This is a genomic window from Agromyces sp. Y558 (assembly GCF_059445415.1).
Genome location: NZ_JCAIUH010000001.1, coordinates 450,342 through 472,507 on the forward strand (window position 1 = coordinate 450,342; position 22,166 = coordinate 472,507).

22 protein-coding genes are annotated in these 22,166 nt (G+C 69.9%); 8 read left to right on the top strand and 14 right to left on the bottom strand.

Annotation, left to right across the window (positions count from 1 at the left end; all coding sequences use genetic code 11):
- Window positions 1-2: 2 nt before the first annotated feature.
- Window positions 3-1,019: a magnesium/cobalt transporter CorA gene (corA, locus tag AC1C2T_RS02065; protein WP_495384062.1), complete on the bottom strand. Its 1,017-nt coding sequence runs from the start codon at window positions 1,017-1,019 to the stop codon at window positions 3-5.
- A 252-nt stretch (window positions 1,020-1,271) separates the two neighbouring features.
- Complete coding sequence (locus AC1C2T_RS02070) at window positions 1,272-1,955, bottom strand: TrmH family RNA methyltransferase (RefSeq protein WP_495384063.1); 684 nt, start codon at window positions 1,953-1,955, stop codon at window positions 1,272-1,274.
- Between the two features lie 62 nt (window positions 1,956-2,017).
- Between AC1C2T_RS02070 and AC1C2T_RS02075 the strand changes: the two genes are divergently transcribed.
- From AC1C2T_RS02075 to AC1C2T_RS02100, 6 genes are all read left to right on the top strand, one after another.
- Window positions 2,018-3,496, top strand: a complete 1,479-nt coding sequence (locus AC1C2T_RS02075) for an Nramp family divalent metal transporter (RefSeq protein ID WP_495384064.1) — start codon at window positions 2,018-2,020, stop codon at window positions 3,494-3,496.
- Between the two features lie 44 nt (window positions 3,497-3,540).
- Window positions 3,541-4,206 (top strand): metal-dependent transcriptional regulator, encoded by a 666-nt coding sequence (locus AC1C2T_RS02080; RefSeq protein WP_495384065.1) that lies wholly within the window; start codon window positions 3,541-3,543, stop codon window positions 4,204-4,206.
- A 49-nt stretch (window positions 4,207-4,255) separates the two neighbouring features.
- On the top strand, window positions 4,256-4,549 hold the full coding sequence (locus AC1C2T_RS02085) for a hypothetical protein (RefSeq protein ID WP_495385424.1): 294 nt from the start codon (window positions 4,256-4,258) through the stop codon (window positions 4,547-4,549).
- Complete coding sequence (locus tag AC1C2T_RS02090; RefSeq protein WP_495384066.1) at window positions 4,546-4,878, top strand: UBP-type zinc finger domain-containing protein; 333 nt, start codon at window positions 4,546-4,548, stop codon at window positions 4,876-4,878. Before AC1C2T_RS02085 ends, AC1C2T_RS02090 begins: the two co-directional genes overlap by 4 nt.
- Window positions 4,879-4,973: 95 nt before the next feature.
- Complete coding sequence (locus tag AC1C2T_RS02095) at window positions 4,974-5,771, top strand: HAD-IIA family hydrolase (protein WP_495361861.1); 798 nt, start codon at window positions 4,974-4,976, stop codon at window positions 5,769-5,771.
- 225 nt (window positions 5,772-5,996) lie between these two features.
- Window positions 5,997-6,932, top strand: a complete 936-nt coding sequence (locus AC1C2T_RS02100; RefSeq protein ID WP_495384067.1) for an EamA family transporter — start codon at window positions 5,997-5,999, stop codon at window positions 6,930-6,932.
- Here the strand turns inward: AC1C2T_RS02100 and AC1C2T_RS02105 are convergent.
- From AC1C2T_RS02105 to AC1C2T_RS02145, 9 genes are all read right to left on the bottom strand, one after another.
- Window positions 6,914-7,090: a hypothetical protein gene (locus AC1C2T_RS02105; protein ID WP_495384068.1), complete on the bottom strand. Its 177-nt coding sequence runs from the start codon at window positions 7,088-7,090 to the stop codon at window positions 6,914-6,916. The two genes, AC1C2T_RS02100 and AC1C2T_RS02105, sit on opposite strands and share 19 nt — an antisense overlap.
- A gap of 85 nt (window positions 7,091-7,175) precedes the next feature.
- Entirely contained in the window at window positions 7,176-8,114 is a 939-nt protein-coding gene (locus AC1C2T_RS02110) for a nucleoside hydrolase (protein WP_495384069.1), read from the bottom strand.
- A 13-nt stretch (window positions 8,115-8,127) separates the two neighbouring features.
- On the bottom strand, window positions 8,128-9,114 hold the full coding sequence (locus tag AC1C2T_RS02115; RefSeq protein ID WP_495384070.1) for a ribokinase: 987 nt from the start codon (window positions 9,112-9,114) through the stop codon (window positions 8,128-8,130).
- Between the two features lie 5 nt (window positions 9,115-9,119).
- A complete protein-coding gene (locus AC1C2T_RS02120; protein ID WP_495384071.1) occupies window positions 9,120-12,278 on the bottom strand; it encodes a hypothetical protein in 3,159 nt (1,052 codons plus the stop codon).
- The gene (gene pyrE, locus AC1C2T_RS02125) at window positions 12,278-12,826 is read right to left on the bottom strand and encodes an orotate phosphoribosyltransferase (protein ID WP_495361986.1); all 549 of its coding nucleotides are present in this window, start codon (window positions 12,824-12,826) and stop codon (window positions 12,278-12,280) included. Before pyrE ends, AC1C2T_RS02120 begins: the two co-directional genes overlap by 1 nt.
- A 33-nt stretch (window positions 12,827-12,859) precedes the next feature.
- Window positions 12,860-14,284, bottom strand: a complete 1,425-nt coding sequence (locus AC1C2T_RS02130; RefSeq protein WP_495384072.1) for a threonine/serine exporter family protein — start codon at window positions 14,282-14,284, stop codon at window positions 12,860-12,862.
- On the bottom strand, window positions 14,284-14,829 hold the full coding sequence (locus AC1C2T_RS02135) for an anaerobic C4-dicarboxylate transporter family protein (RefSeq protein WP_495384073.1): 546 nt from the start codon (window positions 14,827-14,829) through the stop codon (window positions 14,284-14,286). Before AC1C2T_RS02135 ends, AC1C2T_RS02130 begins: the two co-directional genes overlap by 1 nt.
- A complete protein-coding gene (locus AC1C2T_RS02140) occupies window positions 14,814-15,152 on the bottom strand; it encodes a Type 1 glutamine amidotransferase-like domain-containing protein (protein ID WP_495361854.1) in 339 nt (112 codons plus the stop codon). Before AC1C2T_RS02140 ends, AC1C2T_RS02135 begins: the two co-directional genes overlap by 16 nt.
- A 368-nt stretch (window positions 15,153-15,520) precedes the next feature.
- Window positions 15,521-15,643, bottom strand: coding sequence for a hypothetical protein (locus AC1C2T_RS02145; RefSeq protein ID WP_495361853.1), 123 nt, complete (start codon window positions 15,641-15,643; stop codon window positions 15,521-15,523).
- A 139-nt stretch (window positions 15,644-15,782) separates the two neighbouring features.
- Between AC1C2T_RS02145 and AC1C2T_RS02150 the strand changes: the two genes are divergently transcribed.
- Together AC1C2T_RS02150 and AC1C2T_RS02155 are read left to right on the top strand one after the other, a co-directional pair.
- Window positions 15,783-16,700: a LysR family transcriptional regulator gene (locus AC1C2T_RS02150; protein WP_495384074.1), complete on the top strand. Its 918-nt coding sequence runs from the start codon at window positions 15,783-15,785 to the stop codon at window positions 16,698-16,700.
- Between the two features lie 152 nt (window positions 16,701-16,852).
- Window positions 16,853-17,638: an enoyl-CoA hydratase/isomerase family protein gene (locus AC1C2T_RS02155; RefSeq protein WP_495384075.1), complete on the top strand. Its 786-nt coding sequence runs from the start codon at window positions 16,853-16,855 to the stop codon at window positions 17,636-17,638.
- Window positions 17,639-17,844: 206 nt separating this feature from the next.
- Here AC1C2T_RS02155 and AC1C2T_RS02160 read toward each other — a convergent pair whose 3' ends face one another.
- The 3 genes from AC1C2T_RS02160 to AC1C2T_RS02170 form a co-directional block, all read right to left on the bottom strand.
- Window positions 17,845-19,338, bottom strand: coding sequence for a CoA-acylating methylmalonate-semialdehyde dehydrogenase (locus AC1C2T_RS02160; protein ID WP_495384076.1), 1,494 nt, complete (start codon window positions 19,336-19,338; stop codon window positions 17,845-17,847).
- Window positions 19,339-19,383: 45 nt separating this feature from the next.
- Entirely contained in the window at window positions 19,384-20,727 is a 1,344-nt protein-coding gene (locus AC1C2T_RS02165; protein ID WP_495384077.1) for an aspartate aminotransferase family protein, read from the bottom strand.
- 257 nt (window positions 20,728-20,984) lie between these two features.
- A complete protein-coding gene (locus AC1C2T_RS02170) occupies window positions 20,985-22,148 on the bottom strand; it encodes an ABC transporter substrate-binding protein (protein ID WP_495384078.1) in 1,164 nt (387 codons plus the stop codon).
- Window positions 22,149-22,166 lie beyond the last annotated feature (18 nt).

A 22,166-nucleotide genomic window follows, 5' to 3' on the forward strand; every position in this document is an offset into this window, starting at 1 on the left:
GCTCAGAGCCAGTTGCGACTCTTGAAAACGCCGTAGAGGAGGCAGCCGAGCAGCACCATGAGGAGCACGGCGAACGGGTAGCCCCACGGCCAGTCGAGCTCGGGCATGTACCTGAAGTTCATGCCGTAGATCGTGCCGACGAGGGTCGGCGCGAAGAGAATGGCCGCCCAACTCGAAATCTTCTTCGTCTGCTCGCTCTGGGCGAGGCTCGTCTCGGTGAGGCGCTTCATCTCGTCGTTCTGGCGCTGGCCGACGAGGGTGGCGTGCACGGTCAGCGCGTTCTGCAGGAGCTGGCGGAACGACTCGCCGCGCTCGACCGCACGGATGACATGGTCGAGCACGTCGCGCAGGTAGCGCTGCAGCTCGAGGTCGACGCCGTACTTCTCGAACCCACGCTCGAGCGCCTGGAACATGGCGACGAGCGGCCGAGTCGCCCGCTGGAACTCCATGACCTCGCTCGAGAGATCGTAGATGCGGCGGGTGACCATCGGGTCGCCGTCGAAGAGTTGCTCCTCGATCTCGTCGATGTCGTTCTCGAGGCCGGCGAGCACGGGGAGATACTCGTCGACGACCTCGTCGAGGATCGCGTAGAGCACGGCTTCAGGGCCCTTTGCGAGCAGTTCGGGTGAACTCTCGAGTCGTTTGCGAACCTTCGCGAGGTCGGGCGACTCGGCCCGGCGCACGCTGATCGCGTAGTCCTTGCCGACGAAGAGGTGGAGCTCGCCGAACTCGACCTCCTCTTCAGCATCGAGGTAGCGGGCTGGGCGCAGCACCACGAAGAGCGAGTCGCCGTACCGTTCGAGTTTCGCGCGCTGGTGGCCCTTGCGGGCGTCTTCGACGGCGAGATCATGCAGGCCGAACTCCTGTGCGACCGCGTCGAGCTCCTCGTCAGTCGGGCGGTAGAGGCCGATCCAGGCGAACCCGCCGTGCTCGGCTCGCGTCTCGAAGGTCTCGTCGAGGCTCGCAGGCGTGGCGACGCGCGCGCCGTCGCGATAGATCGCGTTGTCGATGACTGTCATCGGTGCCAGTGTCGCAGACCTCTGCAGGTTGAGCCTGTCGAAACCGACCCGAGGAACAGTTTCGGCAAGCTCAACCCGCATCGGCGCCAGTGTTGCCCTCTGCAGGTTGAGCCTGTCGAAACCGACCCGAGGAACGGTTTCGGCAAGCTCAACCCGCATCGGTGCCAGTGTGGCAGACCTCTGCAGGTTGAGCCTGTCGAAACCGACCCGAGGAGCGGTTTCGGCAAGCTCAACCCGCAGAGCCGGATGAGTTCACTCCGCAGGTGCGGGCGGTACGGCGTGGGTGAGCACCCAGGAGTGCATCGCGATCGCGGCCGCGGCACTCGCGTTGAGCGAGCGGGTCGAGCCGTATTGCGTGATCTCGACGATGGCATCGGCGGCCTCGGTCGCCTCGGGCGAGAGACCGGGCCCCTCCTGCCCGAAGAGCAGCACGCAGCGCTCGGGCCACGCGAACGCCTCGATCGGCACGGCGCCCTCGACGTTGTCGACGGCGATGACGGGCACGGATGCCTCGTGCGCCCACTCGGCGAACGCCGCGACATCCGGGTGGTACTCGACGTGCTGGTAGCGGTCGGTGACCATCGCGCCGCGCTTGTTCCAGCGCCGGCGGCCGATGATGTGCACGGTGTCGGCGGCGAACGCGTTGGCGCTCCTCACGATCGAGCCGATGTTCATGTCGTGCTGCCAGTTCTCGATGGCGACGTGGAACGGATGCCGGTGCTCGTCGATGTCGGCGACGATCGCGTCCATGCGCCAATACCGGTAGCGGTCGATGACGTTGCGGGTGTCGCCGTGCGCGAGCAGCTCGGGGTCGAAGTGCGGGTCGCTCGGCCAGTCGCCTTCGCCGCCCGGCCAGGGGCCGACGCCGTGCGTCAGCGAGGGCTCGGGGACATCCGCTTCGCTCGGCTCTTCGTTCACCTGTGCAACGCTACCCATTCTCGTGTCGCCGACGCCGATCGGGGGTTTTCGGGGAGCCTAAATATTGCTAGGTTTTCGGTATGCCGAAAGCTCCCGACCATGAGCTCGACGATCAGATTCGCTCGACGGATGCCCCGGGCGAACCCGAGACCGCCGGCGACGCGAAGCGCGCGACATCCGTGCCCCGCACCGCCTGGCTGATCGGCCCGGCTCTCGTGGCGGGCGTCGCCTACCTCGACCCCGGCAACGTCGCGAGCAACATGACCGCCGGTGCGCAGTACGGCTACCTGCTCGTCTGGGTCGTCGTGCTCGGCAACGTCATGGCGTGGCTCATCCAGTACCTCTCGGCGAAGCTCGGAATCGTCACCGGGCGCAGCCTTCCCGAAGTGCTCGGCGGCCGCATCCGCAACCGATGGGGTCGCCGCGCCTACTGGCTGCAGGCCGAGCTCGTCGCCATGGCGACCGACCTCGCCGAGGTGATCGGCGGCGCGGTCGCGCTCAACCTGCTCTTCGGCGTGCCGCTCCTCTGGGGCGGGCTGATCACGGGCACCGTGTCGATCGTGCTGCTCGTGCTCCAGTCGCGGCGCGGCCCGCGCACCTTCGAATTCGTCATCATGGGCTTGCTCGCGATCATCGCGATCGGGTTCACCGTCGGTGTCTTCGTCGCACCGCCCGACCCCGCCGGTCTCCTCGCCGGGCTCGTGCCGCGCTTCGCCGACGCCAACTCGGTGCTGCTCGCCGCATCGATTCTCGGCGCGACGATCATGCCGCACGCGATCTACGCGCACTCGGCGCTCGCTCGCGATCGCTTCGCGACGCGGCGGGGCGGGCAGGCTGAAGGCTCGCTGAGCTCGTCGAAGCGCTCCCTCCGACAAGCTCAGGGAACCAGACGAGCTCAACAAACCAGACCATTTCAAGGAACACCGAAGGTCGCGTGGCACGGCTTCGGCATCCGGGGCGGCACGGCTGCGCCGGAGCTGGCGCCCGGCACGGCGACCGAGGTGCCGACCGGCGTGCTCGTGCGCGCGACCCGGTGGGATGTCTCGATCGCGATGGCGATCGCCGGCACGGTGAACCTCTGCATCCTGCTGCTCGCCGCAGTGAACCTTTCGGGCGTCGAGGGCACCGACAGCCTCGAAGGCGCGTACGCTGCGCTCGGAGTCGCGCTCGGTCCGGTCATCGCGACCCTCTTCGCGGTCGGCCTGCTCGCCTCGGGCCTCGCCTCGACCTCGGTCGGCGCTTACGCCGGCGCCGAGATCATGCACGGGCTGCTGCACGTGCGGGTGCCGCTGATCTTCCGCCGACTCGTGACCCTGATCCCGGCGCTCGTCATCCTCTGGCTCGGCTTCGACCCGACCCTCTCACTCGTGCTCAGCCAGGTCGTGCTCTCGTTCGGCATCCCGTTCGCCCTCATCCCGCTCGTCGTGCTCACCGCGAAGGGCGGCGTGCTCGGCCGGTGGAAGAACCACTGGGCGACGACTGCGGCGGGAGTCGCGTCATCCGTCTTCTTGATCGCGCTCAACGGTGTGCTGCTCTGGCTCGTGTTCACCGGGGCGTGACTGGCGGCCATGACGGCTGATGGGCGCCCGATAGTCTGAGGCCGATGCCCAGCACCCAGAGTCCCGCGATCGAGGACTACCTGAAAACGGTGTATGCACACACCGAATGGCAGCCCGACGCCATCACCCCGTCGGTGCTCGCCGGGCGCCTGGGCGTCGCCCCGTCGTCGGTCACCGAGATGGTCAAGAAGATGGCCGCGGCCGGCCTCGTCTCGCATGTGCCCTACGGCGCCGTGCGCCTGACCGATCTCGGCCTCGCCCGCGCCCTCGCCGTCGTGCGTCGGCACCGCCTCATCGAGACCTGGCTCGTTCAGGAGCTGGGCTACAGCTGGGACGAGGTGCACGACGAGGCCGAGATCCTCGAACACGCCATCTCCGACCGCCTGCTCGAAGCCATCGACGTGCGCCTCGAGCGCCCGCGGCACGACCCGCACGGCGACCCGATCCCCGCCGCCGACGGCACGCTCGTGCGCGAGCCGGCCGTACTCCTCGCCGACGCTCCGAGCGGCCACCGCGGCACGGTGCTACGCATCAGCGACCGCGACCCCGCCGTGCTGCGAGAACTCGAGCGCGGCGGCATCCGCCCGGGTGTCGAGATCAGGGTCGCGGATGTCGCAGCCGGCCGGGTTCGCCTGCGGGTGTTCGGCGCGGCCGACGCAGACGCAGACCTGCCCGCCGAGGTCGCCGCCGCGATCTGGGTGACGGCCTGATCCGAAACCCGCCCTCCCGCGAATCGCGTTCATCATGCACGATGGAGTCATGGGAGCCTCAGGAACCCGAACCATCCCCGAACCGACCGATGCCCAGTGGCAACGAATGTTGCGCTACGGCGCGGCGACACCGACGCAGACCGGCGACGTGCTCTTCTCGGCGGGCGACCGCTGGTACGACCTCGTGCTCGTCGAATCGGGCACCGTCGACATCGTCCGCGTGTTCGCCGCCGGTGACGTGCGGCGGGGCTCGATGAAGCGCGTGGCCGCCGCCGTCGGCGAGGGATCGAGCGCTGTCGCCTCGGTGCATCAGGCACTCGCGGCCGCGGAGGTGTTCGCGTGAGCGAGTTCGCGCCGCCGCCCAGCGGTTCCGGATGCGTCGACTGCATCGAGGGAGGTGGCTGGTGGTTCCATCTGCGCCGCTGCGTCGACTGCGGCCAGATCGGATGCTGCGACTCCTCGCCTTCGCAGCACACCCGCCGGCATGCGGAAGAGTCCGGTCACCGCGTGGCGACGTCGTTCGAGCCCGGCGAGCACTGGTTCTGGGATTACGTCACCGAGGCATCGGCCAAGTCGACTCCGCTCAGTCCCCCGTTCGCCCACCCCAACGACCAGCCGGTGCCCGGTCCCGAAGGCCGCGTACCCGCGGACTGGCGCGCACTCCTGCACTGAACACGCATGCCGTGGCCTGCGAACGCCGCTCCGCGACATCCACTCGCCGCTCGAACATCATCCGCCCGTGACCTCCGCGGCATAGTCTGGAGCACATGTCACGACGTGAAGAAGTCGAGTGCTGGCTGACCGATATGGACGGCGTGCTCGTGCACGAGAACCACGCCCTGCCAGGCGCTGGCGCGTTGCTGCAGCAGTGGGAGGACGCCGGCACGCCCTACCTCGTGCTCACGAACAACTCCATCTTCACGGCGCGCGACCTGTCGGCGCGGCTGCGGGGGTCGGGCCTCAACGTGCCCGAAGACCGCCTCTGGACTTCGGCGCTCGCCACGGCCGACTTCCTGAAGCAGCAGGTGCCGGGCGGCACCGCCTTCGTCATCGGCGAGGCCGGCATCCTCACCGCGCTGCACGACGCGGGGTTCGTGATGACCGAGACCGCGCCCGACTTCGTCGTCGTCGGCGAGACCCGCAACTACTCGTTCGAGGCGATCACGAAGGCGATCCGCCTGATCGGCAAGGGTGCGCGGTTCATCGTCACGAACCCCGACGCCACCGGGCCGAGCGCCGACGGGCCACTGCCCGCGACCGGGGCGATCGCCGCGCTCATCACGAAGGCGACGGGCAAGGAGCCCTACGTCGTCGGCAAGCCGAACCCGATGATGTTCCGTTCGGCGCTCAACAAGATCGGCGCGCACTCCGAGAACACGGCGATGATCGGCGACCGCATGGACACCGACATCGTCGCCGGCATCGAGGCGGGCCTCCACACGATCCTCGTGATGACCGGCATCAGCGACCAGGCCGAGATCGAGAAGTACCCGTTCCGCCCCGACGAGATCCTCTCGGGCGTCGCCGAGCTCGTGCACGAGGCGCCGGCCGAAACCGAGCTGTAGCGACGCGGTCGAGCACCTCGGGGTCGAGATCGAGCTCGGCCGCGCGTCTCAGTGCCTTCCCTGAGCCCCCGCCCGGGCCGACCCCGACGCCGAGCACTCGTCCGGCCCGTAACGTCGCACGGGTTGCGTCCGGTTCTCCACCGAGTGGCCGGTTCCCCGGCACAGCGAGCACCGCCCGGCGACCCCGGGTCCGTTGACCTTAATCGACGATTTCCGGCTCGATCCATGCAACCAACTCATCCGTCCTTCCGTCGCGCCCTGATCGGCTGCGGCGTGCTCCTCATCGCCTCCACGGCCGTGCAGTTGTCAGCCGTCATCTCGCACGGCATGTTCGACCGCCTCGGGCCGCTCGGCGTGAGTGGCCTGCGATTCGCGATCGCCGCGGCGCTCGCCGCCGTGATCATCCGCCCGCGACTGGCCGGGCGGTGCCGCGCGGAGTGGCTCGCGCTCCTCGCCTACGGCACCTCGATCGCGGCGATGAACGTCTGCTTCCACGTGGCGCTCGAGTTCGTGCCGCTCGGCGTCGCGATCACGATCGAGTTCATGGGCCCGTTCCTCGTGGCGGCGCTCGCGGTGCGGCGGCCGCTCATGGTCGTGTTCCCGCTGCTCGGGCTCGGCGGTGTCGCGCTCATCACGAGACCCACGCCCGACGTGAATCCGATCGGCCTGATCGCCGCAGGCGTCGCAGGAGCTTCACTCGCCGCGTACACGCTGCTCGCCGAGCGGATCGGCCGCACGACGCGCTCGTCTGATCAGCCTCGAGCGAATGCGCTGCACGACCTGACGCTCGCCGTGATCGTCGCCGCCGTGCTCACGGCGCCGCTCGGCATCGGTGCGCTGCCGGCCGTCACACCCGCCGACCTCGCGCCGCTCGGCGTCGCCGCGGTGCTCGGGGTGCTGATCGCCTTCGGCTGCGACATGCTCGCGGTGCGCCTGACCTCGGCCCGCACCGTCGCCGTGCTGTTCTCCGTCGATCCGGCTCTCGCGGCGATCATCGGCACACTCCTGCTCGGCCAGGTGCTCGACGTGCTCACCCTCGCGGGCATCTTCCTGGTCTGCGTCGCGGGCGGCGCGACGATCCTCCTCGCCGGCTCAGCGCGCCAGGTGCCCGCGGGTGCAGCGGCGAGGGCTTCGGCCAGAATTCAGAAGCCCGACCAATAGCGGCCCTGCTCCTTGCCGCGCTCGGCCTCGAGCATCGCGTCGGCGGCTTCAGGGTCGGCTCCGCGAGTCTTCTCGGAGTGCCGCCGCAGCGAACTGGAGATCGTCGATGGTTGCGGCCACGGAATCCCGGCTGCAACGGCCCGAGTGGTTGAACGCACGCGTCGCCCGATTGGCTCTCCATGCCGTGATCGAGAGTGCGAACCGTCCGGTCCGACCGGCCGACCGGCGCGACCAGCGACCGCCTCAGGCCAGTCGGGCCACGGATGCCTCGACGCCCGCCCAGAACCGGTCCACGTCGATCTCGGTCGCGACCCACGCGTTCGGCTCGCGCCCGAGCATGCCGTCGAGGTCGACGCTCGTCGCGCCAACCGTCTCGGTGCCGGTCAGCTCGATGTCGAGCCGGGTGCGGCGCAGCACGACGCTCGCGGGGTCGGCGAGCACGGCGACGGCGACCGGGTCGTGCAGCGGCCCATCGGGCATGCCGAACACCTCGGCGTTCGTTCGGCAGAAGAAGTCGAACAGTTCCTCACCGAAGGCCGAGGTGCGATTGCCGATCGCGGCGAGGCGTTCACGCACCGCCGCCGTGACGAGCGCCCGGTGGGTCACGTTCAATCCCACCATCGTGAACCGCACTCCGCTGCGCACGACGAGGTCGAGTGCCTCGGGGTCGACCCAGGCGTTGAACTCGGCGTAGGGCGTGACGTTGCCACGCTCGGTGGACCCGCCCATCCACACGACCTCGCGGATGCGCCCGGCGAGCTCGGGCCGGTCGCGCAGCAGCACTGCGATGTTCGTGAGCGGCCCGGTCGCGATGATCGCGACGGGGGTGGTCTCCGCCGAGGCCGCGAGCGTTTCGGCGATGAGCTCGGTCGCGCTGCGCGTGTCGAGCAGCACGGTCGGTTCGGTCAGCTCGGGGCCGCCGAGTCCGTTCTCACCGTGAATCCACTCGGCCGTCTGCAACGCACGCACGAGCGGACCGGCGGCGCCTGCCGCGACCGGCACGTCGACGATACCGGCGACGGACAGGGCGATTCGGGCATTGCGGCTCGTGTGCTCGAGCGGCACGTTGCCGCCCACCGTCGTGACGGCGAGCAAGTCGAGCGACGGATGCCCCGCCGCGAGCCACAGCGCGAACACGTCGTCGTGCCCGGGGTCGCAGTCGACGATCACGGGGATGCTCACTCGGCGGCGCTCCTCATGCACCGGTGATCACAGCGGCAGCAGCAGCAGCAGCAGCGAGGACAGCCGACCGTGGTGCGTACGAGTCGACGGTGCCGCGCGCCTGCACGGCGAGCGCGCCGGCCGCGCCGGCGATGCGCAGCGCCTCGGGCAGCGTGCGCCCCTCGGCGAGGAACGCCGCGAGCGTGCCGGTGAACCCGTCGCCGGCGCCGGTCGTGTCGACCGCGGTCACGCGCGGGGCGACGACGGCCCACGACCCGCTCGCGTCGGCCGCGACCGCGCCCGCCGCACCGAGGGTCACGACGACCGAGCGGGCGATGCCGCCGGCCGCGGATGCCGCGAAACCGCGCCACTCGTCGAGGGTCGCGCCCGCCGGGGCATCCGTGCCGATGCCGACCGCTCGCGCCTCATGCTCGTTCAGCACGAGCGGGTCGGCTGTACGCAGGGTCTCGGCGGAGACCTGGGCCGGCGGTGCGAGGTTCAGCACGAACCGCACTCCGAGGGCTGCCGCGACGGCGCCGATGCGTTCGATCGTCGGCACCGGCAGCTCGCCCTGCGTGAGCACGAGCGCCGCAGCAGCGAGGCGTTCGCGTTCCGCGTCGACGAGCGCGGGCGTGAGCGCGAGGTTCGCGCCACCGGTGACGATCACGGTGTTCTCACCCGAGTCGGCGACGGTGATCTGGGCGACGCCGGTCGGGGCATCCGCGGCCTGTCGCACCGCCGACATCGGCAGGCCCAGGCGCTCGAGCGTCGCGCGGGCGAACGCGCCGCTCGCATCTTCGCCGATGCACGCCACGAACGCGACCTCGAGACCTGCGACGTGCGCAGCGACGGCCTGGTTCGCCCCCTTGCCGCCGAGCGCCACTCGGAAGTCGCGGGCGAGGATCGTCTCGCCGGGCGCGGGGAACGCCTCGACGTAACTCGTCGAATCGACGTTCAGCGAGCCGAACACGACGACTGGGCCGCGCGGCAGTGCAGGCTCCTCGGGCGCGTTCGCGCTCATGTCGCTCAGACCGCCGGGCCGGGTCCGTTGATCGGCCCAGTCAGCACCTCTCCGCCCGCGCGATTCGCGAAGCAGTAGTAGCTGCGCTGACCCGCTGCCCACTGCTCCTCGGTCACCGGGAAGCTACCCGTCACCTGCAGATCGGGGATGCCTGCGACCAAACCCTGATCGATGATGCCGGCAGCAGTGCAGAGCCCTGCCATCTGTGCGCCGAGCTCGGCCTCACCCGGGAACGGCGCCGCGGCGTCACCGGGCAGGATGCCGCGATAGACGAGCTGGGCCGCGTGCGGCGCCGCGCAGTCGACGACGGTGAACTCCTCAGCCCAGACGCCGACGAACGGGTCGATGCACTCGCCGCCGAAGAGGGTGTCCCACGGGTGCACTCCGGCGGGCTGTGCAGCGGTCGGAGCAGCCGAACCTGTCTCCGACGGCGTCTCCGAGGCGCTGCCCGACGGCTGCTCACCGCCGTCGTCGCCGCTCGCGAGTTGTGTGCCGAGGAAGTACAGCCCGACGATCACGAGCAGCACGACAAGACCGCCGGCCACCCAGGTGAGGGTGCGCATCGTGCGATTGCCGCCCTTCGGGGTGCCCTGGGAGCTGCCCCCGTTCGCGCCGCCCCCGCCGCCGCCATTGCCGCCACCGCCATTGCCGCCGCCGCGTCCGCCGCGGTCGCTGCCGGTGCGCTGCGGGCCGATGCCGTCTCCGGCGGCACGCGTGCCCGGTGCGGGTACCCGCCCGGCTGCTGCGGGATACCCGCCCGTCGCGGCTGCGGCGAACGGGTCGTTCGGGCCCGATGCGCCGGCGGCAGCGGCCGCGCCGAAGAGTGAAGAGAGCGAGTCGGCCTCGGATGCCCCGTGCTGCTGGTTCGCCGGCGATTGCATGCCGACCATGGGGAACGCGACCGTCGCGGCATCCGGAGCGAAGCGACCGTCGTCGGTGAAAGGCTCGGGGTCGCGGCCGGAGGACCACTCGGGCTCCGCCGTGGGTTCGAAGGCCGGCTCGGGCTCGAATGCGAACTCGGGCTCGGGCTCGGTGCGGGGGAGGAACGAGGTCGCCACCGCCTCGGGGCTCGACTTCGGGTCTTCGGCCGTCGGATCGGGCGTCAGGTTCCAGAGGTAGCCGGGTTCGTCCGTGTCGCGAGCGACCGGCGAATCGTCGAAGTCGGGCTCAGGGTCGTCGCCACGGCCACGGCCACGTCCGAAGAATCGGCCACGGATGCCGGAAGCCGGTTCGTCATCGTAGTCATCGTGCTGCAGTTCGCCGATGTCTCCATCGTCGTCGTCATTGAAATTGAGCCCGAGTGCGTCGAGGCCCATCGGCCCGGTCGCCGGGTTCTGCGGGTTCTGCGGGTTCTGCGGGTTCTGCGGGTTCTGCGCACCGTACGGGTCGCGCGCGGGCGGAACCGCCTCGCGACCTCGCGGTGCGCCGCTTCCGAGGGAGGCGAGCAGGTCGTCGACGGGTGCCGGCGGCTGCCGGGAGGGGTCGTCGCCACCTGCGCCGGCCGACGCGAACGCGGGGAACGGCGTCGTGTTGAACGCATCCGCCTCGCGCACGCGCGCGCCGACCTGCGCGTTCTCCTGATCGCGGCCCGCACCGTTCACCTCGATGAAGGGGAAGCCCGCGTGCGACTCGGGCACGGGCGCCGGGGCGGGCGCCGCGGCAGCCGGATACTGCGGCTCTGCGGGCCGCCATTGCACAGCCGGCGGGGCGAACGGAGCTGCGGCTTGCGGGATGACCGGCGGACGCGGTGCTGCGGCCGGCGGAAGAGGTGCTGCGGCCGGCGGAAGAGGTGCCGCAGCGGGCGGAAGCGGCGCTGCAGCCGGCGGAAGGGGTGCCGCAGCCGGCGCTCGATACTCGGGCGAGGGCTCCTGCGGCGGCGGCGATGCGGGCTGCACCGGCACGGCCGTCGCGGCGGTGAGCGCCGCGAACGGGTCGGTGGTCTCGGCCGCGAACGCGCCGAAGCGGCCATGGTCCGTTCGAGCCGGGGCGGCCTGCTGCGCGGGCGGCGCGGCCGGCGCGGGCGGCGCGGCCTGCTGCGCAGGCGGGGCGGGCGGAGTCGGTGCCTGGTCGGGCTCGTTCAGCGCGGCCCACAGCTCGTGGTCGTAGCGGGCGGTCGACGACGGAGTCTGGGGCGAACGCGCATCCTGGTCGTCGTAACGCGCAGTCGGTGACGGGGTGCGCGGGGACCGCGCGTCCCATCCGGCCGGGGCCGACGCCGGTGCGGTCGGGTGGACCGGCGTGGGGGTCGCCGGTGCCGCCTGCTCTGCGACCGGCTGCACCGGGGCGAACGACTGCCGGGCGACGGGCGGCTGCGGCGCGAAGCCGGCGAACGGAGGCTCCACCCCGCCGGCTGCCGGGGCGATCGGTGCAGCCGGCGCGATCGGTGCAGCCGGCGCGACCGGCGGAACCGGAGCGGCCGGCGGTACCGCTGCGGCGGGAGCGACGGATGCCGCGGCCGGTGCGACATCGGAAGGAGCGGCCGGCGTGCCGGAGAGACCGCGGAACGCTGCTCGAATCGCGTCTTCGGACTCGAGGTCGTTCGATCCCCACGTCAGCGCGAAGGGCGCCGTGGGAGTGACCGGTCCGGGCGGAGTCGCCGGGGCGAAGGGTGCGGTCGCGGCGGGCGCCACCGGCGCTGCAGGAGGCACGGGCGGGCCGACGGGCGCTGCAGGAGGCACGGGCGGGCCGACGGGCGCGACCGGCGGCCATGGCGCAGCCGTAGGGGGAATCGGGGCCGGGCCTGCGGCCGAAGGCGCCCCGACCGGGGGCTCGACCTGCGTCAGGTACACCGGGGTCGGGGCAGGAGTCTGCTGCTGACCGACGGCGAACGGCGGAGTCCACGATGGGAAAGCGGAGGGCTCGGCCGGCGCCGGCGCTACCGCCGGCGTCTGCTGGGGGGTCGGCGTACCGACGACGGGAAGTGCGCGGGTCGCGGCATCCGTCGGCTGCGCGGGGGCTTCGGAGAACCAGTCGAGCACTTCTTCACGGCGCGGCGCCGGCGTGGCAGGCGATGCCGGCCGAACCTGCTGCACCGGTTGGGCGGGCGGGGCGACGGGAGGTTGCGGAAGCGGGGGAACGTCACGGCGCGGCGCATCGCCGTTCGCCAACTGGGCGAGCAGCCAATCCGCGCCGTCGCCCCCCATGCCCTGCCCGTCGCCGCTCATCAGGCCAACCCCAGGTCTTCCAGCCCGATGGCGTAGAGGTAGGGCACCCCCGCAGCCTCGATGACCTCACGGGCACCGGTCGCCCGATCGACGACCACCGCGACTGCCACGACTTCGGCGCCGACCTTCTTCAGCGCCTCGATCGCCTGCAACGGTGTGCCGCCCGTCGTCGAGGTGTCTTCGAGCACGATGACCCGCTTGCCGTCGAGGTCGGGACCTTCGACCTGCTTGCCGCGCCCGTGGTCTTTCGGCTCCTTGCGCACGACGAACGCGTCGTACTCGAGGCCCTGCGCAGCACCCTGATGCAGGATCGCTGCGGCGATCGGGTCGGCGCCCATGGTCATGCCGCCGACGGCGAAGACATCGGGCACCTCTTTGATGACGTCGATCATGACCTGGCCGATGAGCGGCGCGACCCGATGGTCGAGGCTCACCTTGCGGAGGTCGACGTAGTAGGTGGCCTTCTTGCCGCTCGTCAGGGTGAAGTCCCCGTGGAACACGGCGTCGGCCGCGATGAAGTCGATCAACTGGGCGCGCGCAGCGTCGATGGGCTGAGGGTCGAGGAGGGTCACCCGAATACTCTACGACCCGGTTGCCTGAGAGGAAGGGGAAGATGTCCCCTCGTCCGGGGGTGTCGACGAGGCATCCGTTCGATCGCGGACCGCAGGTCGCCGGTGCCGACGCCCCCAGAACGAGCGAGGCGTACCAGGCACGAGGCGCGCCCAGAACGGCGGCATCTCCGCTTCGGTGAGCGCGGCCGGCGCATCGATGTGGAAGTCGGCGAGCTCTTCGGCACCCTGATGCACGACCCGGTAGAGGGCGGTGCCGATGAGCACGCCCAGCGCGATCGACATGATCGAGATGACCGCTTGGGCGAAGTCCGCGTATCCGCGACTCGCGCCGATCGCCTCGGTGAGACCCACGAGGCCCGCCGCCCCCGGCACGAGCAACCAGAAGGCAGGAAGGAACGTCAGTTGCGACGGAGCACCATGCCGCAGGGTCGCGATCCACAGCACGACCGGCGTCATCGCCAGCGCGCCGATGAACCCGCTCACGACCGACCCGATGAGCGCCCCGCCAATCAATTGGCCGGTGTAGGCGACGAGGAGCACGAGCAGCACCCAGCCGAAGGTCCGCGGCGGAGCCGAGAAGTGCAGGTAGTTGCCCATCGCGAAGAGCAGCACACCGATGGCCGCCATCCACCATGGAGCGTCCGCATCGGTCGCGAGCGGTACATAGTCCGAGTTCCCCACGCCGACGAGCGTGCCCGCGGCGAGGATGCCGAAAGCGAGAAGCGCGAGTTGCACGAACCCGAAGACGAGCCTCGAGGCGCCGGCGATCATCTGCCCTGCCGCGAGCTCGACGACGGCCGTGGTCAGAACTCCGCCCGGCAGGAACGTCGCGAGCGGTGCGATGAGCAGGCGGATCGGGTCGCCGATCGCGAAGTGCGGTGCGAGGAGGAACACTGCGAGCGCGCAGAGGAATGCCGCGAAGACCGGAAAGACGATCTGCAGCGTCGGCGAGCGCACGAGCTTGGCGACGCCGATGGCTGCGCCGAGCACGAACGCGACGAGCGCCCCCTGCCACGACGGCGCGAGCAGCAGGGCGAGCCCGGTGGTCAGGAGCGCATGCCCGAACGTGCGCACGAACCATCCGTAGGTCGGCTTCATCGCGCCGATCGCGTTCAACCGGTTGATGCCCTCGCCCGGGTCGATCTCCGCGCGCTTCGCGTGGTCGATCAGGCGGTAGAGCGCGGCGATCTGATCGAAGCGGAACGAGGCGTTCACCGTGGACCGGATCGCGACACGGCCTTGCTCCCCCTCACCCGTCTGGATGATGATCACGGTCGGCAACACGGTGAGCTCGATGTCATCGTGGCCATACGCCTGCGACACCTCCACGAGCGTGTCACCGATCCGGTCGACGGAGTCGGCGGCCGCGTTCATGCCCTTCGCGAGCCCGAGTAGGAACTCACGGAGCAGGGTCCGGTCGGCCGGCTCGACCATCACACGACGACGAAGGAGAGCGCGACACCGATGATGATCGCGACGACGATGTAGATGAGGTTCGGCAGCTGGAACGCCGAAGATCCGGAGACGAGCGCCCCGAGGCCGTCGACGATGAGCTTGGTGTTCGCGCCCACGAAGGTGTTCGCGAGCCACGCGATGCCGAAGAGCGCGATCGCACCCACGATGCCGGCCGGGAACGTCGATTGCTTCGGGACATCCGACGCCTTGACCTTGCAGGTCACGAAGATGAGCGCCGCGATGACGCCCATGACGACCTCGATGATGACGGTGATGCTGACCCGCACCGGGTCGCCGTCGTCATCGGTGCCGACGATCGGGCGAATGCCCTCGAAGAGGCCGAACAGCACGATCATGCCGACGCCAGCGAGGAACAGCGACGCCGAGAGCACCGACGTGCGCGGCAGCTTCTTGTCGACGTCGACGTGGACGGCCGGTTGCACCAGGTGCGCGGCCAGGCGACGCTGGAACTCGGGGTCGTCCTCGAGGTCCTTTCCTTTGCGCACCATCACGATGGAGGCCATGGCGAGTCCGGCGATCGACGCCGGACGTCGAGCATGTTGGCGGTGTTGCCGCCACCGACGTGGATGACATCGAAGCCCCTCACGAAGCAGGCGAGGTCGTCGACGGCGCGATGGAAGAGCGGCAGGTGGTGCGGTGCGCACCGGTCGGAATCGTACGTCGTATAGAAACTCACGATGTACGCGGAATCATCGCCGGTCGCCGTGCCGACGAAGAGCACCCGCGGGCGCTCCTTGCCTGTGAGTTTCAGGATGTACTCGTGCGTCGGGTCGGCCCGCCGCTCCATCATCGCCTTGCCTGCGCCGTTCGCGACCACGTGCGCCATCGTTCCCCCAAACGTTGTGCCCTTGGGCACACGCTAGCCCCAGACGGTCAGCCGTGTCGAGGATCCCTCGCTGGTGGAGGATCGGTGCCCGTCACTGGTCGAGGAGCGCCCGACGCGGGAGACCCCTCGCTGGTCGAGGAGCGCCCGACGCGGGAGGACGCGTATCGAAACCCCACGCATCGGGATCCCCCCAGTACATCCCGATGCGCATCGCGCGTCGCAGGCGAACATGACGAGGGCCGCCCCGCGGGGTGTCCCTCCCCCGCGCAGCGGCCCTACAGAGGGCCGCACTCACAGGTGGAGAAGTCCCTCCCCCGCGCAGCGGCCCTGCATTCCCGGGAACGGACCCCCGGGCTTCGCGGCAACGTCTAGACGGTGCGCGCGAACGTCTCTCGCGGCTGACGACGGTAGCCGTCACGAGCGGTGACGACGATCGAGCCGATGACAGCGACGGCGGAGACGCCGCCGAGAAGCACGATGATGCTGAGCATGGTGGTTCCTTTCGAAGAACGAGCGAGGAGCTGATCGAGCGATCGATGCGCCGTTGCACGTGTTCGATTCCCCTATTGAACCGCGGAAGACCATTCAGGACAAGCTCACAATTCTACAATAACGATGTAGTTTGACTACATGGATGTGCGCCGGCTCGACCTATTGAGAGAACTCGCCGAACGCGGAAGCGTCACCGCCGTGGCCGAGGCCACCGGCCGAACCCCGTCGGCCGTGTCACAACAGCTCAAGGTGCTCGAGCGCGAGGCCGGCATGCCCCTCACCGAACGCAGCGGGCGCGGCATCGTGCTCACGAGCGCCGGGCACGCACTCGCCCGCAGCGCCGCAGATGTCGCGATCGCGCTGGAGCACGCGACCGCTCTCTGGGATGAGTTCCGCAACCACCCGAGCGGCGAGGTCTCGCTCCTCACCTTTCCCACGATCGGCGCCGCCCTGCTGCCGGCCGTGCTGACCGATCTTGCTCAGGTCGCCGGCCTCGTCGTGCGCGCCACCGACCTCGACCCCGAGCTCGCCGAGTTCGCCGACCTCACCTCCGACTTCGACATCGTGCTCGCGCACACCATGCCGGGCGTGCTGCCCTGGGGCGGCCGCGGTCTGAGAGCAGTGCCACTGCTCACCGAACCGCTCGACATCGGCCTGCCCGCCGACCACCGGCTCGCGGCCCGCGCCCACCTGACCCCAGCCGACCTCGTCGACGAGACCTGGCTCGGGGTGCCGCCCGGTTTCCCGTTCGAACGCATCCTGCACGCCATCGAGCAGCAGTCCGGCCAGCGCGCCACCGTCAGCCAGAGATTCAGCGACATGCGCATCATCGAGGCCTTCATCGAGGCGGGCCTCGGCATCGCCTTCGTGCCACGATTCACATCGGGCGCGGTGCCCGAATCGATCGTGTTGAAGCCGCTGCGCGGCGTGGCATCCGCTCGGCAGATCGTGGCCCTGGTGCGGCCGGATGTCGCAGAGCGCCTCGCCGTGCGCACGGTGCTCGACGTACTCGTGGCGCGCGCGTCGCGGCTCGAGCAGGCGCACGCCCCCGCTTGACCCCACGCGCCCTCTCCCTCCCGCCCCACCTCGCGCACCTTCTCTCCCCTCCCGCGACGCGTTGCGGCGTGGAGTGCATCCGCGGCTCATCCTCCACGCCGCAAAGCGTCGTCGGAGCCGCGATCCGAGGGGGCGAAGTAGACTCCACGTCCATGAGCGATGACGCGATCCTGTTCGATGTGACCGAGGGGCTCGCCCGCATCACCTTGAACCGCCCGGCCCGGTTGAACGCCGTCGACCCCGAGGCGATCGGGCGGTGGCAGTCGCTCGCGCACGAGATCGCCGAGCGCGACGACATCGGTGCCGTGCTCTTCGACGCCAACGGACGCGCGTTCTGCGCGGGCGGCGATGTGCTCGCGATGTCGCAGCTCGCCGCGGGGGAACCCGAGGCGGGCGCCGTCATCACAGACCTCGCCGACCGCATCCACGACGGGCACCGCACGTTGCGCGAGAGTGCCAAACCGATCGTCGCAGCGGTGCAGGGCCCGGTCGCGGGCGGCGGCCTCGGCTTCATGCTCATCGCCGACCTCATCATCGCCTCTGAGCGTGCGACGTTCGCGAGCCGATATGCGGATGTCGCACTGACCCCCGATTGCGGAGTGAGCACGCTGCTGCCCGAGGCCATCGGCATGCGGCGGGCGCTCGAGCTCACTCTGACGTCGCGCACGCTCTCGGCCGCCGAAGCGCTCGACTGGGGACTCGTCACCGAGGTCGTCCCGGCTGAGGCCCTCGGGTCGCGGGCACGCGAGATCGCGGCCGGTTGGCTCGCCGGCGCCACAGACGCGTTCGGCCAGGCGAAGCGACTCGTGCGATCGGGGCTCGAACGCTCGTTCGCCGACGCCCTCGACGACGAGGCCCGCACGATCGGCACCGCCTTCGAGACGCCCGACGCTCAGGCCGCCGTTGCGGCGTTCGGCACCCGTTCCGCGCGCGGCTGACGCCGGCCGCCCGCGCACCCGATCACCGCACACCCGTTCCGCGCGCGGCTGAAGCCGGCCGCCCGCGCACCCGATCACCGCGCACCCGATCACCCGCGCGTCCGATCCCCGCGCACCCGAATACCCGATCGGCGGGAGAGTGCGGAAACGGCTCCGTCGCGGGCGCCCTCTCGCGCCGATCTGGTACTCCAGCGGCGCACTCCGCCCTACTCGTGCTGCGGGAACCCCAGGTTCAGCCCGCCATGGCTCGGGTCGAGCCAGCGCGAGGTGACCGCCTTCTCCTGCGTGAAGAAGTCGAAGCCGCGCGGGCCGTAGGCCTTGGCGTCGCCGAAGAGCGAGTCCTTCCACCCGCCGAATGAGTGGTACGCGACCGGCACCGGGATCGGCACGTTGATGCCGATCATGCCGACCGTCACCTCGCGCTGAAAGCGCCGAGCCGCGCCACCGTCGTTCGTGAAGATCGCCGTGCCGTTGCCGTACGGCGAGGCGTTGATCACGTCGAGCCCCGCTTGATACCCGTCGACGCGCACGATCGACAGCACCGGCCCGAAGATCTCGTCACGATACACCGACGACGACAGCGGCACTTTGTCGACGAGTGTCGGGCCGAGCCAGAACCCGTCGGCCTCCCCGTCGATCTCGACCGAACGACCGTCGACGACCACGGTCGCCCCGTCGGATGCGGCGACGTCGAGGTAGCCAACGACCTTGTCGCGATGCTCGCGCGTGATGAGCGGCCCCATGTCGCAGCCTCGGGTGCCGTCGCCGGTCGTGAGCCGCGACATCCGCTCGCCGATCTTCGCGACCAGCTGGTCGGCGACCGAGTCGACCGCGAGCACGACTGAGACGGCCATGCAGCGCTCCCCCGCCGAGCCGAAGCCTGCGTTGACCGCGGCATCGGCGGCGAGGTCGAGGTCGGCGTCGGGCAGCACGAGCATGTGGTTCTTCGCACCGCCGAGGGCTTGCACGCGCTTGCCGTTGGCCGTCGCGGTCGCGTAGATGTACTTCGCGATCGGGGTCGATCCGACGAACGAGATCGAGCGCACGACGGGGTGCTCGAGCAGCGCGTCGACGGCGACCTTGTCACCGTGCACGACGTTCAGCACGCCGTCGGGCAGCCCCGCCTCCTGCAGCAGGCGAGCGAGCCAGATCGCCGCAGACGGGTCCTTCTCCGACGGCTTCAGCACGACCGTGTTGCCCGTCGCGATCGCGAGCGGGAAGAACCACAGCGGCACCATCGCCGGGAAGTTGAAGGGGCTGATGATGCCGACGACGCCCACGGGCTGCTTCGTCGAGTACACGTCGATGCCGGTCGACACGTTCTCGGAGTATTCGCCCTTCGTGTAGCCCGGCATCGCGCAGGCGAGCTCGACGACCTCGAGTCCGCGTGCGATCTCGCCCGCGGCATCCGACAGCACCTTGCCGTGCTCGCTCGTGAGAATGGCGGCGAGCTCACCGCTGCGGGCGTTCAGCAATTCACGGAACGCGAACATCACCTGCTGGCGCTTCGCGATCGAGGTGTCGCGCCAGGCGGGGAAGGCCCGCGCCGCCGCCTGCACGGCGACGTCGACGTCGGCGGTCGATGCGAAGCGCACTCGCTTCTGCTCGGTGCCGAGGGCCGGGTTGTAGACGGGTCCGCTGCGGTCTGAGTCGCCGGCGACGGATGCCCCGTCGATCCAGTGTTCGATCATCTCGGTCATGGTTCCTCCTCGTTGGGGTCTCGATACGCCTCGGCTTCGCCGGCGCTACTCGACCAGCGCAGTCGTGCCAAGCACCTCGTCGTACATCGCCACGGCTTCGGCGACCTCGTCGGCCGTGACCACGCAGGGCGGCACGACATGGATGCGGTTGTCCTGCACGAACGGCAGGAGCCCGCGCGCGACGAGCGCGGACTTGATGCGGCCCATCGCCGCCGCGGGCAGCGGTTCACGGGTCGCCCGGTCGGCGACGAGTTCCATCGCCCAGAACACACCCTCACCGCGCACCTCGCCGATGACGGTGTGCCGCTCGGCGAGGTCGGCGAGCGCGGGCGCGATGACGGTGTCGCCGATTTCACGGGCGTGGTCGACGATGCCCTCCGACGACATCGCGTCGATCGTCGCGACGATCGAGGCCATCGCGAGCGGATGCCCCGAATACGTGAGCCCGCCCGGGAAGACCCGGTCGTCGAACGTCGCCGCGATGGGCTCGTCGATGACGACGCCGCCCGCGGGGATGTAGCCGGAGTTCACGCCCTTCGCGAAGGTGATGAGATCAGGTCGCACGTCGTAGCCGTCGAAGGCGAACCATCGGCCGGTGCGACCGAACCCGCACATCACCTCGTCGAGGATGAGGAGGATGCCGTGCTGGTCGGCGAGCTCCCGCACGCCCGCGAGGTAGCCGGGCGGCGGCAGCATGATGCCCGCCGTGCCGGGGATGGTCTCGAGCAGGATCGCCGCGATCGACGACGGCCCCTCGGCTTCGATGACTCGTCTGAGGTGACGGAGCGCTCGCTCGGACTCCTCTTCAGGCGTCGTCGCCCAGAACTCCGAGCGATACAGGTACGGGCCGAAGAAGTGCACGTGCCCGCGGGCGAACTCGTTCGGAACCCGCCGCCAGTCACCCGTCGCGACCACCGCGGCGCCCGTGTTGCCGTGGTAGGAGCGGTACGTCGAGAGCACCTTGTCGCGCCCCGTGTGGAGCCGCGCCATCCGGATCGCGTTCTCGTTGGCGTCGGCACCGCCGTTCGTGAAGAACACCCGGCGGAATCCGGATGGCGCGTGGGCGACGATGCGTTTGGCCGCCTCGCCACGGGCGAGGTTCACGGTCGACGGCGCGATCGTCGTGAGCAGCTCGGCCTGCTCCCGGATCGCCTGCACGACCGAGGGGTGTTGATGGCCGATGTTGACGTTCACGAGCTGGCTCGAGAAGTCGAGATACTCGCGGCCGGCGTGATCCCACACCCGGGAGCCGCGGCCGCTCGCGATCACGAGGTTCGACGGCTGCGACTGGGCCGACCAGGAATGGAAGACGTGCTCGCGGTCGAGCTCGCGTGCGAGCTCGTCGAGTCCGTCGGTGAGGCTGCTGCCTTCGGTGTTGTTGGCGGTCATGGCAAAGGTGCCCTTTCTGTCCGTCCGCTGATCCAGTAGCGCCGCGCCCCGGCGCGGTGCGTATCGAGATCCCGCAAGTCGGTCTCGATACGCACCCTCCTTCGTCAGGCGCTACTCGACCAGCGAACCATTGTGAGTTGCCGCCCTCGGAGAGTTCGACGCTCTGCCGGACGCCCCTCGAATAGCGACGCATTGTGAGTTGCCGCCCTCGGCAAGTTCGACGCTCTGCCGGACGCTCCTCGAATAGCGACGCATTGTTAGTTGCCACCTTCGGAAAGTTCGACTTCGATCGGCTCGAAGCTCTCGCCCGTGACGTCGACGCCGTCGGCCTTCAGTTCATCGAGAGCCCCCGTGATCCACTCATTCGACCATGCCGACGCCGGCGGCTCCTCGGTGATCGGGCTCGCGCCCGACTCGTTCACCGCTGAGAGCGCCCCGGCGACGGTCTGGTCCCACGCGGCCTCGTCGATCATGCCGATGCCGTCGGGCGCCGGCCAGATGAGCTTGTTCGTCTCGTTGACCATCCAGAGCTCGTGGCTCGGGCCCCAGCCGGATCCCTCGGCGATCGTGATCTCCGATGCCTCCTCGGGGTTCTCGGCCGCGTAGATCCAGCCCTTGATGACCGCTTTGAGGAACGCGACAGTCGTGTCCTGGTATTCCTCATCGCTCTCGAGCCGTTCGGTGTCGGCCCAGATCGCGTCCTGCAGCATGGCGCCGACCGTGTCTTGATAGGAGATGACGTTGAAGTCCTCGGGTTGATAGAGCTCGCCCGTGTCGGGGTTGACCGACTCGAGCAACTGAGCGTACTCGTTGTAGGTCATCGCCTGGGCCGCATCGATGTCGCCCTGCAGGAAGGCGTTCATGTTGAAGTCCTGCGTGATGATCTCGACGGTGGAGGAGTCGAGGCCCTCGGCGGCCATGGCCGCGAAGATCTCCCACTCGTTGCCGAAGCCCCATGAGCCGATCTTCTTGCCCTCGAAGTCGGCGACCGAGTCGATGCCCGAGTCGGCCCACGACACCTGCAGGGTGCCCGACTTCTGGAAGATCTGGGCGATGTTCGTGAGGTTCGCGCCCTGCTCGATCGAGCCGAGCACCTTCGGCACCCAGGCGATCGCGTAGTCGACGTCGCCGTTGGCGAGTGCGTCTTGCGGCACGATGTCGCCGCCCGACGGGATGATCTCGACGTCCAGGCCCTCCTCTTCGAAGTAGCCCTGGTCGGCGGCGGCGAAGTACCCGGCGAACTGGCCCTGCGGCAGCCACTGGAGCTGGAGCTTCACCGAGGTGAGGTCGCCGGAGCCCGACGCGTCGTCGGATCCGCCGTCTGACCCGTCGCCGGATCCCGAGCATGCGGTGAGGACGAGCGCCGCCGAGATGGCGAGCGCGCCGCCGATCGTCGCGAAGCGACGTCTGCTGTGGTTCATGTCGGTCCTTTCGTGGTG

Coding starts and splice junctions, on each gene's coding strand:
- AC1C2T_RS02115 (WP_495384070.1), bottom strand. CDS start 9,114: ATGAGCGCGAACGCGCCCGAGGAGCCTGCACTGCCGCGCGGCCCAGTC.
- AC1C2T_RS02080 (WP_495384065.1), top strand. CDS start 3,541: ATGCCCAGCACCCAGAGTCCCGCGATCGAGGACTACCTGAAAACGGTG.
- AC1C2T_RS02145 (WP_495361853.1), bottom strand. CDS start 15,643: ATGCTCAGCATCATCGTGCTTCTCGGCGGCGTCTCCGCCGTCGCTGTC.
- AC1C2T_RS02135 (WP_495384073.1), bottom strand. CDS start 14,829: ATGGCCTCCATCGTGATGGTGCGCAAAGGAAAGGACCTCGAGGACGAC.
- AC1C2T_RS02160 (WP_495384076.1), bottom strand. CDS start 19,338: ATGACCGAGATGATCGAACACTGGATCGACGGGGCATCCGTCGCCGGC.
- corA (WP_495384062.1), bottom strand. CDS start 1,019: ATGACAGTCATCGACAACGCGATCTATCGCGACGGCGCGCGCGTCGCC.
- AC1C2T_RS02155 (WP_495384075.1), top strand. CDS start 16,853: ATGAGCGATGACGCGATCCTGTTCGATGTGACCGAGGGGCTCGCCCGC.
- AC1C2T_RS02075 (WP_495384064.1), top strand. CDS start 2,018: ATGCCGAAAGCTCCCGACCATGAGCTCGACGATCAGATTCGCTCGACG.
- AC1C2T_RS02150 (WP_495384074.1), top strand. CDS start 15,783: ATGGATGTGCGCCGGCTCGACCTATTGAGAGAACTCGCCGAACGCGGA.
- AC1C2T_RS02070 (WP_495384063.1), bottom strand. CDS start 1,955: ATGGGTAGCGTTGCACAGGTGAACGAAGAGCCGAGCGAAGCGGATGTC.
- AC1C2T_RS02165 (WP_495384077.1), bottom strand. CDS start 20,727: ATGACCGCCAACAACACCGAAGGCAGCAGCCTCACCGACGGACTCGAC.
- AC1C2T_RS02085 (WP_495385424.1), top strand. CDS start 4,256: ATGGGAGCCTCAGGAACCCGAACCATCCCCGAACCGACCGATGCCCAG.
- AC1C2T_RS02095 (WP_495361861.1), top strand. CDS start 4,974: ATGTCACGACGTGAAGAAGTCGAGTGCTGGCTGACCGATATGGACGGC.
- AC1C2T_RS02120 (WP_495384071.1), bottom strand. CDS start 12,278: ATGAGCGGCGACGGGCAGGGCATGGGGGGCGACGGCGCGGATTGGCTG.
- AC1C2T_RS02130 (WP_495384072.1), bottom strand. CDS start 14,284: ATGGTCGAGCCGGCCGACCGGACCCTGCTCCGTGAGTTCCTACTCGGG.
- AC1C2T_RS02170 (WP_495384078.1), bottom strand. CDS start 22,148: ATGAACCACAGCAGACGTCGCTTCGCGACGATCGGCGGCGCGCTCGCC.
- AC1C2T_RS02140 (WP_495361854.1), bottom strand. CDS start 15,152: ATGGCGCACGTGGTCGCGAACGGCGCAGGCAAGGCGATGATGGAGCGG.
- AC1C2T_RS02100 (WP_495384067.1), top strand. CDS start 5,997: ATGCAACCAACTCATCCGTCCTTCCGTCGCGCCCTGATCGGCTGCGGC.